This window comes from Niastella koreensis GR20-10, from assembly GCF_000246855.1.
GTDB lineage: Bacteria > Bacteroidota > Bacteroidia > Chitinophagales > Chitinophagaceae > Niastella > Niastella koreensis.
In genome coordinates this window covers 369,083-380,860 of the sequence record NC_016609.1, presented here as the reverse complement: position 1 = coordinate 380,860, position 11,778 = coordinate 369,083, and the positions used below count along the sequence as shown (strand labels likewise).

General features: G+C 45.6%; 12 protein-coding genes. 7 read left to right on the top strand and 5 right to left on the bottom strand.

Features of this window, described 5'->3' with window-relative positions:
• Positions 1 to 83 precede the first annotated feature (83 nt).
• Complete coding sequence (locus NIAKO_RS01545) at positions 84 to 1,313, top strand: 4-hydroxy-3-methylbut-2-enyl diphosphate reductase (protein ID WP_014216624.1); 1,230 nt, start codon at positions 84 to 86, stop codon at positions 1,311 to 1,313.
• 128 nt (positions 1,314 to 1,441) lie between these two features.
• On the top strand, positions 1,442 to 1,732 hold the full coding sequence (locus tag NIAKO_RS01540) for a hypothetical protein (RefSeq protein ID WP_014216623.1): 291 nt from the start codon (positions 1,442 to 1,444) through the stop codon (positions 1,730 to 1,732).
• 75 nt (positions 1,733 to 1,807) lie between these two features.
• On the opposite strand, the gene accC is transcribed toward NIAKO_RS01540, so the two are convergent.
• The 5 genes from accC to NIAKO_RS01515 form a co-directional block, all read right to left on the bottom strand.
• Positions 1,808 to 3,145, bottom strand: coding sequence for an acetyl-CoA carboxylase biotin carboxylase subunit (gene accC, locus NIAKO_RS01535; protein WP_014216622.1), 1,338 nt, complete (start codon positions 3,143 to 3,145; stop codon positions 1,808 to 1,810).
• An 86-nt stretch (positions 3,146 to 3,231) separates the two neighbouring features.
• Positions 3,232 to 3,723 carry an acetyl-CoA carboxylase biotin carboxyl carrier protein gene (gene accB, locus NIAKO_RS01530; protein WP_014216621.1) on the bottom strand — a complete coding sequence of 164 codons (492 nt, stop codon included), beginning with the start codon at positions 3,721 to 3,723 and terminating at the stop codon, positions 3,232 to 3,234.
• A gap of 174 nt (positions 3,724 to 3,897) precedes the next feature.
• A complete protein-coding gene (gene efp / locus NIAKO_RS01525) occupies positions 3,898 to 4,464 on the bottom strand; it encodes an elongation factor P (protein ID WP_014216620.1) in 567 nt (188 codons plus the stop codon).
• 91 nt (positions 4,465 to 4,555) lie between these two features.
• Positions 4,556 to 6,598, bottom strand: a complete 2,043-nt coding sequence (locus tag NIAKO_RS36295) for a M56 family metallopeptidase (protein WP_014216619.1) — start codon at positions 6,596 to 6,598, stop codon at positions 4,556 to 4,558.
• Between the two features lie 27 nt (positions 6,599 to 6,625).
• Positions 6,626 to 6,991 (bottom strand): BlaI/MecI/CopY family transcriptional regulator, encoded by a 366-nt coding sequence (locus NIAKO_RS01515; protein ID WP_014216618.1) that lies wholly within the window; start codon positions 6,989 to 6,991, stop codon positions 6,626 to 6,628.
• 194 nt (positions 6,992 to 7,185) lie between these two features.
• Here NIAKO_RS01515 and NIAKO_RS01510 point away from each other — a divergent pair, with 194 nt between their 5' ends.
• The 5 genes from NIAKO_RS01510 to NIAKO_RS01490 all read left to right on the top strand — a co-directional run bounded on the left by NIAKO_RS01510 (position 7,186) and on the right by NIAKO_RS01490 (position 11,683).
• Complete coding sequence (locus NIAKO_RS01510) at positions 7,186 to 7,692, top strand: TlpA family protein disulfide reductase (RefSeq protein ID WP_014216617.1); 507 nt, start codon at positions 7,186 to 7,188, stop codon at positions 7,690 to 7,692.
• A gap of 112 nt (positions 7,693 to 7,804) precedes the next feature.
• Entirely contained in the window at positions 7,805 to 8,734 is a 930-nt protein-coding gene (mdh, locus tag NIAKO_RS01505) for a malate dehydrogenase (protein ID WP_014216616.1), read from the top strand.
• 323 nt (positions 8,735 to 9,057) lie between these two features.
• Positions 9,058 to 9,759 carry a discoidin domain-containing protein gene (locus NIAKO_RS01500; RefSeq protein ID WP_041346196.1) on the top strand — a complete coding sequence of 234 codons (702 nt, stop codon included), beginning with the start codon at positions 9,058 to 9,060 and terminating at the stop codon, positions 9,757 to 9,759.
• Between the two features lie 268 nt (positions 9,760 to 10,027).
• Positions 10,028 to 10,393 carry a YciI family protein gene (locus NIAKO_RS01495; RefSeq protein ID WP_014216614.1) on the top strand — a complete coding sequence of 122 codons (366 nt, stop codon included), beginning with the start codon at positions 10,028 to 10,030 and terminating at the stop codon, positions 10,391 to 10,393.
• A 3-nt stretch (positions 10,394 to 10,396) separates the two neighbouring features.
• Positions 10,397 to 11,683, top strand: a complete 1,287-nt coding sequence (locus NIAKO_RS01490; protein ID WP_014216613.1) for an RNA polymerase sigma factor — start codon at positions 10,397 to 10,399, stop codon at positions 11,681 to 11,683.
• The last annotated feature ends 95 nt before the right edge of the window (positions 11,684 to 11,778 follow it).

Below are 11,778 nucleotides of genomic sequence, written 5' to 3'. Positions count from 1 at the left end.
ATTCCCTGCATCCTGCAACCTGAAACCTGCAACCTGTAACCTGTATCTTGAAACCTGCAACTTCTTCGTACCTTCGCCCTGGCATGAAAACTTTTAATGTTCCTATTACCTATCGCAGTCCGCTGATCACGGCCATCAAGAACAGTCGCAAGCAGCAGGATAAAATGAAGAAAGATTTTACTCCTACCCTGCTTACGCTTGGTTCCCTGCATATTTACCTGGCCCGCCATTTCGGGTTTTGCTACGGGGTAGAAAATGCCATTGAAATCTCTTTCCGCACTATAGAATCAAATCCCGGCAAGCGCATATTTTTATTAAGCGAAATGATCCACAACCCGCAGGTGAACAGTGATCTTCAAAGCCGGGGCGTACAATTTCTGCAGGACAATTACGGCCATCAGCTGATCCCGTTTGAGGAATTAACTGCCGATGATGTGGTAATCATTCCTGCTTTTGGTACAACGCTTGAAATAGAAGCTAAATTGAGCAACCTGGGTATTCCGGTTGAAAAATATAATACTACCTGCCCCTTTGTTGAGAAAGTATGGAACCGCAGCGAGCAGATAGCCCAAAAGGGTTACACCATTGTGATTCATGGTAAACCAAAACATGAAGAAACCAGGGCCACTTTTTCCCATGCCGCCAGCAATGCCCCTTCGGTAATTGTGAATGACATGCAGGAAGCAGAAAACCTGGCGAAATATATCACAGGCGAAAAACCGGCGGAACTTTTTTATACTGAATTTGCCAATCGTTTTTCTACCGGGTTCGATGTTACCCAGCACCTGCAACGCATTGGAGTGGTGAACCAAACCACCCAGCTGGCTACCGATACGCAGGCTATTGCCGAGTTTCTGAAGCAAACCATTCAAACCCATTATGGCTTAACGGCAGAAAATATTGAAACCCGTTTTGCCGATACCCGCGACACCTTGTGTTACGCCACCAACGACAACCAAACGGCGGTTACCGGCATGTTGCAAACTCCTGCTGATATTGCCATTGTGGTAGGCGGTTATAATAGCAGCAACACTACGCACCTGGCAGAGCTGTGCGAGCAGGAACTGCCCACCTATTTCATCAATTCTGAAGAGAAATTACTTTCGGCGAAAGCTGTTCAACATTATAATTTCCACACAAAAGAAGAACTGAATACTACTGATTACCTGCCCACCGGCCAGCCGGCCCGCATTTTAATAACCAGTGGCGCCAGCTGCCCCGATGCGGTGGTGGAAAGCGTTATCCGCAAAGTAGCTTCGTTTTACGGAGTGGAGGACAAGCTGGAAGCGGCAACGAAGGAATTGGCCGGTTGATCGTTCCGGCAGGCGCATTCATCTTTAAAAAAGGTTATATAAACAATTTCATGGCCAGGTTATCTACACCTGGTTAAACTCCTGTTATTTGGCGGGGTCAAACCTGTATAGGTTAAAATCGTATAGCCATGAAATGGGTGCAAATTGTATTGTTGGGACTGTTGATGTTCCTGGGTGTTAACGCCAGCGCACAACGGCGTCCTGGTGCTGGCCCGGGATTACGGCAGCGCATGAGCGAGTTGAAATTAACGGTCGAGCAGAAGAGAAGAATTGCCATCCTGATCCACCGCCAGCGTATGCAAAATTTAATGAACCAGCAGGAGCTGAACGAAATACTTACGGAAAAGCAGAAGCAGCAATTGGCTAAATGGAAAGAAAACCGGTTCGGTAACAGTGATAGTACTGTTTTGAAGCCCTGAGTTGAAAAGTTAACAGGTTGACAGGTTAACAAGGGTTTTGAACCTCTTAACGCGTCAACCTGTCAACCAGTTAACTTATACCATCTTAAATGTTTCTAAGAACTTGGTATTAAAGTTACCCTTTATAAAGTCTTCGTTCTTCATCAGTTGCTGATGGAACGGAATAGTAGTTTTTACACCTTCAATTACATACTCGCTTAAAGCGCGGCTCATGGTATTGATGGCTTCTTCGCGGGTACGTGCTACGGCAATGATCTTGGCGATCATGGAATCGTAGTACGGCGGAATTACATAACCGGCATATACGTGTGAGTCGATGCGGATCCCGTGTCCGCCGGGTTGATGCAGCGTAGTGATCTTGCCCGGGCTGGGACGAAAATCGTTATACGGATCTTCGGCATTGATACGGCATTCGATCGCATGCAGCTGCGGCTCATAATTGAGGCCACTGATGGCTTCCCCCTGTGCGATCTTTATTTGTTCTTTAATAAGATCGAAATTGGTTACTTCTTCTGTTACGCAGTGTTCTACCTGGATACGGGTATTCATTTCCATGAAGTAGAAATTGCGGTGTTTGTCAACCAGGAACTCGATGGTACCCACGCTTTCATAACCGATGGCCGAAGCAGCTTTTATTGCGGCTTCACCCATGCGTTTACGCAGTTCGGGTGTCATAAAGGGTGAAGGTGATTCTTCAACCAGTTTCTGGTGACGGCGTTGAATAGAGCAATCTCTTTCGCTGAGGTGACAAACTTTACCATAGCGATCACCGGCAACCTGTATTTCAATATGGCGTGGTTCTTCAACAAATTTTTCCATGTAAATACCGTCGTTCTTGAACGAGGCGCCTGCTTCGGCTTTGGCAGTGTTGTAGTTCTTTTCCATTTCCTCTTCACTCCATACAACACGCATCCCTTTACCACCACCGCCGGCAGTGGCTTTCAGGATAACAGGATAACCCACTTCTTTAGCCAGGCTTATCGCTTCTTCCAGGCTTTCCAGCAAACCTTCGCCACCGGGCACCACAGGTACACCGGCTTTGATCATGGTTTCTTTGGCAGTTATTTTATCCCCCATCGACCTGATCTGGTCGGGAGTGGGTCCAATAAATTTTATATTATGCTCACCGCAGATTTCCGCAAAACGGGCGTTTTCGGCCAAAAATCCATATCCGGGGTGAATGCCGTCGGCATTGGTGATCTCTGCCGCAGCCATAATGTGCGGAATATTGAGGTAGGAATCGGAGCTGGCAGCCTTCCCAATACAAACAGCTTCATCAGCAAACCGCACGTGCAGGCTGTCTTTGTCGGCGGTAGAATAAACAGCAACCGTTTTGATGCCCATTTCCTTACAGGTGCGTATCACCCGAAGGGCAATTTCTCCACGATTGGCAATTAATATTTTCTTGAACATTGAATTTAATTGTTAATGTGCTAATATGCTAATTAGCTAATATGCCTTACAGCCCATTAGCCCATTATCTCATTAGCTAATTAAGATTAAGCTGGTTCTACGAGGAATAACGGTTGGTCGTATTCTACCGGAGAAGCATCTTCAACCAGTACTTTCACAATACGGCCTTTTACTTCGCTTTCGATCTCATTAAAGAGTTTCATGGCTTCGATAATGCAAACCGCTTTACCGGGAGAAACTTCATCACCTATTTCTACAAAGGCAGGTTTACCAGGTGCAGAGCTACGGTAGAAGGTACCGATCATCGGGCTCTTAATAGTGAGCAAATTGTCAGCAACCGCATCGGCAGCTTTTGCTTTATCTGCAGCGGAGGCAGTTGCCTGTGCAGCAGGTTGTGCAACCGCAGCTTGTGGCATAGCAGTCATCATAGGAGTATGTACAGGAGCTGCAATGACATTTTGAACCGGTTCTTCTTTTTGCTTGATGGTTAATTTAAATCCCTTTTCTTCAATCGTCACTTCCCCAATATTAGATTTGTTGATCATCTTGATCAACTCCTGAATTTGTTTAAAATCCATCTGTTAAAAATTTTAGTTTGTCGTTTAAGTCCTGTATAACAGGCGGCTAAGATAAGGATTAGACTCTAAATATATCCAAAACCGTTTTTTTATGTTACCGGCTCGGTAATACCCAAAAAAAGAGGACAATGGATTTTTTAGTTCCATTGTCCCGGTATAACGTAAGTTTTAGTATTATTCTTTTACTCTTTCAACATATTCCCCGGTCTTCGTATTTATACGAATCAGTTCGCCTTCGTTTACAAACAGCGGTACGTTTACGGTAGCGCCGGTTTCAACAGTGGCTTGCTTCAGGGTGCGGGTAGCAGTATCGCCTTTAACGCCAGGCTCACTGTAAGTAACTTTCACTACAATTTTATCGGGCAGTTCCACGCTCATCGGTTGCTCGGTTTCGGTATTGATGAGTACAGAAACTTCCTGGCCGTCTTTCAGGAACTGGGGCGCATCTACCAGGTTCTCAGCAAGGGCTACCTGCTCAAAAGTTTCACTATCCATGAAATTGTAACCGGTATCGTCCTTGTACAGGAACTGGAAGGTTTTGCGTTCAACGCGAACGGGATGAATGGTATCACCGCTGTTCCAGGTTTTTTCAATACTGCGGCTGTTGTCAACGCCTTTCAATTTTGCCCATACCTTGGCAGCAGCCCGGGCAGTTTTATTTTCGCCAAATTCAACCACTGTGTATAAACTTCCATCCAATTTGATGATCATGCCGCGGCTGATATCTGAGGTATTTGCCATAAATGATAAAAATTTCAAAAGTCAAAAAACAGGTACCAATTCTAAAAAGAGGTGGCAAAATTATGGCAAAATTGGCAGGTGGCAAAATGCGCTATTCCTGTTCTTTTGACGGGGCGGCTGGTTTGGGGTCCGCGGCTTCCCGGGGTTTTGCCCCGGTTTTTACGCTGACGGCTGGTCGGGGCTTCGCGGCTTCCGCAGCCTCGGCTTTAATTTTAACAGCGGTAGCTTCTTTGATTTCTGCCTCCACCTTAACCTTGGCTTCAATGGCTGCTTTTGCTTCCGCGGCCAATTTAGCCTGGGTGGCGCCACTGTATACAGGCTTGCTATTCGATCTCAGAGAATATCCGTCGTCAACGATGGCTACTTCTGTTACTGTAGCCACCTTTGTATCTGTAACAGTTGCAGGTTGAACGGCCAGTTTAACAGTATGAACAGGGCGCCCGTTCCGTACCAACATGTACCCGTTACTGGGCGTTGCCACTACTTTTTTGGTTTGACCTTCCATCATTTTCATGGAGTTTGCGACAACAACCTCCGTCACCTGGTCGTCTTTAACTACGGTAGCCGGTTTTACGGATACATGATCTTTCTTATACCCCATTACTGTTTTTGGCAACAGCATGATCTGGTGAGTGGACACTTCACCGTATTTTTCTTCATTTTCCTGTTTGTCTTTGTTCCAGTCTGCCAGTGAAACAGCCAGCACTATTTTATTGCTTTTGTCTTTAACGATTACCGTAGCCTCGCCACGATTATCAACAACGGTGATACAAAAACCTTTTTGATTGTAGCAATCCTGTGCAGGAACCGGTGGTGGCGGGGGCGGAACCGGCGTTAGGTTCAACAATTCCGGATTGTTGGGCGGCGGTGGCGGAGGAACGGGTGTTAAGGCCAGCACCTGCGGCTCTTTTGGCGCCACCGTAAGCGCTAATTTTGTGGGGACTTCAGGGGCTTCCGGAGCTTCCGGCTTTTCAGGTGCTTCCCGCACTTCGGGTTTTTCAGGCACTTCCGGTGCTTCTTTTACATCAACGTCAGCCCTCAAAACTGGTGGCGGGGGCGGTGGTGGCGGTGTTGGCAGTGGCCCATATTTCTTTTCAAATACCTGTCTTTCCCTGGTATTACTCAGGTCGTATGTTTCTACCTTTTTGTCTTTTAATCGTACCGTAACCTTACTGTTATTTACATCAATGGATTCCATGTTCAGCCAACCCGGCGGCATTTTTTCAGCAGTTGGGATGGTATCGGTTACCAGCGTACGCATTGCCTGGCGATGTATTTGGGTGGTATTGCGGAAAGCCAGCAGTACCACTACCAGCAAGGGTAGCAAAAACAGGAACCTGATCAGGTGCACGCGGGCACTTTGCGCTTTGTTCATCATGGCTATTCTTTTTTTGAGTGATGAAAAATTGAAATTGTTGGCTATACTAAATGAATTGACTCCAATAACTTTTAACAGCAGGTACTGGTATTGCTTACGGTCCAACCCGGTTTGCAACACCTGCTGATCGGCAAGAAATTCCAGGTTCTGACGTATATCATGCCGTAGTAACCACGCAAACGGGTTATACCAGTTCAGGATGCACAACAGTTCACTCCAGATAATATCCAGCGAGTGCCGTTGTTTTACATGAATGAATTCGTGGCGGATGATCTCTTTTAACTCATGCTCACTGTGCTGGTACTGGTTTACATAAATGCCGCGGCCATAGGAAAAAGGCATTACCGGCGCATCTATGTGGTACAGCTTTACCTTATTATCATACAGCAAAACCGCAGTTGAACGCATTTTGAATAAGGAATAACACTGCATGCCTAACCGCGCTGCCATTACCAGGATGCCCATAATAAAAACAACACCGGTTACCAGCCACCAGTTAATACCAACCGAAGCTGTATTACCGGGCGCTATTTGCGTAATGGCCGGAATATAATTTACAATGGCCAGTTCGCGCAAGGCAGGCCGCCCCACAATAAAGGTGAATACATTTATAAAAGGTATTATAAAACATACCAGGGAATAGATCAGCAGGTACCAGCGGTTCCAGTTATAAAAAGTAAGCCGGCGCAGTAATAACTGATAGAACAGGTATACTATGGAGAGGCTTATCGTTAATTTAAGCAGGTATTGTAGCATAGTGCTTCTTTTGGAATAATTTGAAAATTACTTCTTCCCCCCTTTCTCAATCATCTCAATAATATCTTTCAGTTCCTTCGAACTCAACTTCTTCTGCTCTACGAAAAAGTTTACCAGTTGCTTGTAAGAGTTGTCAAAATAGTCCTTCACCACCCCGCTCATAAAATGCTTCTTGTATTCTTCTTCAGAAATGGCAGGTTTATATAAGTAGGTGTTGCCCACCAACCGGGCTTCCAGCAAACCTTTTTTCTCCAGGTTTTTTACTGTTGACGCCAGCGTGGTATATGGCGGTTGGGGCATTTCCATATTTTCAAGAAACAGTTTTATGTTGCCTTCCCCTGTTTTCCATATTGCCTGCATGGCCTGTTCTTCCTGCGTGGTTAATTTTTCCATCTACGAACTTTTCGTAAACCTACGGTTTTTCCGTAAATAATGCCAAATCTTTTTTGTTAAATGCTACCAGCCCCTGGCTATCCTGTTCATTTCCTGTTATTTTTGAAGGATAATTTTATCGCAGGAAAGGTTATTTTTGGGAGGAATTCCCGTACCCGCCCTGCGGGTGCTTAACACCAGCAAATTTTTGACAAATGAAAAACCGGCTTTTATTGCTTATTCTGGCATTTACAGTGAAACTGGCATCCGCACAAACCTTACCACCCGACAGCCCGTCGTACAAACGGTTCCCCAGCATTCCGCCATTTACCATTTTGCAGAGTGACAGTACCAATTTAACCAAGGACCAACTGAAACATCATCAGCCAACCCTTATTATGTATTTCAGTCCCGATTGCGACCATTGTAAACACCAGTGGGCCGATATGGAAAAGAACATGAAAGAGCTGAAGAAATACCAGATCGTAATGGTAACTTATCAGCCATTCAATGAAATGGTTGACTTCTACAATGAGCATAAGATTGCTGAATATTCGAACATTAAAATGGGCCGGGATATCAAATTCTTTATGCCGCCTTTCTACAAAATAAAAAGTCTGCCGTTTCAGGCGCTCTATGATAAAAAGGGCGAGCTTATTACCACCTTCGAGGGTAATGTGGATGTAAGTAAGGTACTGGCTGCTTTTACGAAGAGAGATTAGCAATAACTTATTGGCTTCATTTGGCCAATTGCGCGATAAATAAAAAGTAAATATTCTTCAATCGAGCCTATTTTTGCGCAAACATTAGCTCAACACCTTAAATTTTTTTCTGATGAAAGTAACTGTTGTAGGCGCCGGTGCAGTAGGTGCTACTTGCGCTGATAATATCGCCCGGGCCGAACTGGCACAGGAACTGGTATTATTGGATATTAAAGAAGGTCTGGCCGAAGGTAAGGCCCAGGATATGATGCAAACAGCTGCATTATTGGGCTTTGATACCCGCATCGTTGGCAGTACCAATGATTACAGCAAAACTGCCGGCAGTGACGTAGTTGTAATTACATCGGGTTTACCCCGCAAACCGGGAATGACCCGTGAAGAACTGATTGGCACCAATGCCGGTATTGTTAGAGGCGTTGCTGAAAACATTCTGAAACACTCCCCCAACGCCATCATCATTGTTATCAGTAACCCCATGGATACCATGACCTACCTGGCTTTAACCGCTACCGGTTTGCCAAAGAACAGGATCATTGGTATGGGTGGTACGCTCGATAGCGCCCGTTTTAAATATCAACTGAGCCAGCACCTGGGTTGCAGCCCTGCCGATCTGAATGCAGTGGTAGTTGGCGGCCACGGTGATACAACCATGATCCCGCTTATTCGCCAGGCCACCTGGAACAGCGCGCCTGTTACCAAATTCCTGAGCGAAGAACAACAAAAACAAATAGTTGCCGATACCATGGTAGGCGGTGCCACCCTTACCAAACTGATTGGCACCAGTGCCTGGTATGCACCTGGTGCAGCCGGAGCAGCCCTGGTTGAAAGCATTGTACGCGATCAGAAAAAATTATTTACCTGCTGCGTATCATTGAACGGCGAATACGGTCAAAAAGATATTTGTCTTGGAGTACCAGTTATCATCGGTAAAAGCGGATGGGAAAAGATTGTTGATTTTGGTTTAAATGCCGACGAGCAGGCCCTCTTTAACAAGAGCGCTGATGCCGTTAGAAGCATGAACGATGTGCTGAAAACGCTGTAATTGAAATAAGAAATTTTGAAGTAAGAAGTATGAAGCAGGAATACTCGAACCATTCCAACTTCATACTTTTTTTATTTACCTCCTGCTTCTTACCTCTTACTTCCCAGCCCCTGCCTCCAACCTGGTGCCCCAATAACATCTCGTTAAGCCCAACCTATTCTGCCGGGCATTAATTTTGAAGAAGATTATTTACAGCCACTACCTGCCAGCGACTGCGTATTATTCCTTCTTAACCGCTAAATGTGTGTAATATGACGTATGTATACTCTATAGTCGGCAGAACAGTTTGTTTTACAGTTATTTTACTGATAAGTAGCCTAACAGTGAGGAACCCTGTAAATGCGCAAACTGCTGCCAGAAACACCTCCGCTGATTTTGTTCCGGTTGATCCGGGGAAGGTTATTCCCAATGAGTACATTGATTTTCGCCAAAAAACAAAATTCGTATACGAAGGCAATAACAGCATGACCGAACTGCCCAAACCGGTTGAAATGCGTGACCTGGTTATTACCCCTTCCAATAATGACGGTATTGTATTACAATGGCGCAGTACCTGGGAGCCCGGTAATCTCAAAATGTATGAAATAGAATTCAGCTCAGATGGCATCAATTTTCAACGGGTGGGCGTTCTGCCTGTTGGGAAAGACCTGACTGGAAAGGTTTACACATTCAGGCATTACCCGGTAAATGTGCGCGACCTGCTGTTTTATCGCATCCGCACAACTGACGAGAATGACCGGTACGATTACACTCCTGTATTTAAACTGGCGGCGACCGGTTCTACCCAGAATTATGTATTCCCTACAATAGTAAATGCCGGGGTGGTAACCCTTTACCTGAACGATTCTTACAAGTCGGCCCAGGTAGTAAACAGCCAGGGAATGATCTTACAAACCCAGTTGTTAAGCGGCAAAACGGGCAGAACAGATATCTCCTTAAACCCTCAGACCGAAGGTATTTGTTATGTACGCCTGCTGGGTCAGGACCCGCAAAGGAATTTTGTGCAGAAAGTCTTTATAAGATAATTGAGCCTCCCCCGGCTCTCCGCCAGCTGGCGGAAGGGGGAATTTGACTTCCTACTTATTTTTACCAAGCCTCTTTTTTACTGGTTGACGAGTTAACATGTTAACTCGTCAACCAGTAAACTTGTTAACCCGTCAACTGGTTAACTGGTTAACTTTATACCCTCACTTTACCCTTTTCATAAATATTTTTACCAATCCTGTCCTGTCTTTTCCCTCCTATTCGTCATTAACCGGTAACTTATATCTGTAATCTTTAAAATTTACCATTATGAAAGATTTTATGTTCATTTTCCGGGGCGCCATGGATCAATATGCTTTCTCTGCCGAACAAATGCAGCAACACATGCAGAAATGGATGACCTGGATTGACGAACTGAAAGCTAAAAATATGTATGTGGCCGGCGAGCCCTTGACACCGGAAGGTAAAACGGTAAAAGGCGGCGCCAAACTGCTGGTTACCGACGGGCCATTTACTGAAAGTAAAGAACTGGTAGGCGGTTTCTTTATCATCAGGGCCGCTAACCTGAATGAAGCAACAGAAGTTGCCAAAGGATGCCCCGATCTTCCGCTAGGCGGAATTGTTGAAGTACGTGAAGTAATGAAAGTGGAAGAAATGATGGCGTCGCACAGTTAAATTATGTCAGAACAGGAACAGAAAGGCGTAGCACAATTAGTCGATCATCTTTTCCGGCACCAGGCGGGAAAGATGATCGCTGTGCTTACCCGCATCTTCGGCATGCACAACCTGGAAATGATTGAAGATGTAGTGCAGGAATCTTTTTTGCGCGCCATGCATACCTGGACCTTTCAGCAACTGCCCGAAAACCCGGCAGGCTGGCTGATGCAGGTTGCCCGCAACCGGGCTATTGACATTATCCGCCGCCAGCAGCATTTTAAACAATACTCCCGCGAGCTGGCTGCCGAACTGCAACAGGAAGCGGAAAACACCGTACAACAATTTTTCTCCGAAACAGAAATCGCCGACAGCCAGCTGCGGATGATCTTTGCCTGTTGTCATCCCTCCTTAAAAGAGGAAGACCAGGTAGCACTCACCTTAAAAACCGTTTCGGGTTTTGGCGTAACCGAAATTGCGCATGCCCTGCTTACCAATGAGGCCGTTATTCAAAAACGTTTATACCGGGCCAAACAGTTTTTAAAAGATAACAGTATTTCGCTGGATATTCCTTCGGGCGGCGATTTATACAGCAGGCTTCATATGGTGTATACCGTGTTGTACCTGCTTTTTAATGAAGGCTATAAGTCGCAGCAGCCCAATGAAGTGATCCGCAAAGAGCTGTGTGTTGAAGCCATGCGGCTTTGCCTGTTACTGGCAGAACACCGGGCCGGTAAACAACCTATCACTTTCGCTTTGTTCTCCCTGATGTGCTTTCAGGCATCCCGGTTCGAAAGCCGCATCGACGAAAACAATTCCATTATTCTGTTACAACACCAGGACAGGAATACCTGGAACAAAGCGCTTATTCAGAAAGGATATGAATACCTGAACCTGTCATCACAGGGCGAGGAACTGTCTGTTTACCACCTTGAATCGGCTATTGCCGCAGAACACTGCCTGGCCGGGTCTTTTGCAGCCACCAACTGGCAACGCATGCTGCAGTTGTACGACATGCTGCTGGAACAGAAACGCACGCCGCTGGTTATCTTAAACAGGGCTATTGTACTGTGGCAATTAAATGAAACAGATGCAGCCCTGAAGGAGATCTGGCAAATAGAGACCATTGAGCAACTTATCAGCTCCCATTATATTTTCAGTTTGGTACTGGGCGAATTATACCTGCAACTGGCCGATGAACACAACGCCGGCAAATTTCTGCAACAGGCGCTGGCCTTAACCACATCCCTGCCCGAAAAGAAACTGATAGCCTCCAAACTGGAAACCCTGGCCAAAAGCAGGATGAATTAATGGAAATCAGCATATAAAATTCCTTCACAACAAGCATACTACATAATCAGTTGACCTTAACTTTTCTTTAGTTTCTTCGGGCCACGGCTGTCTTC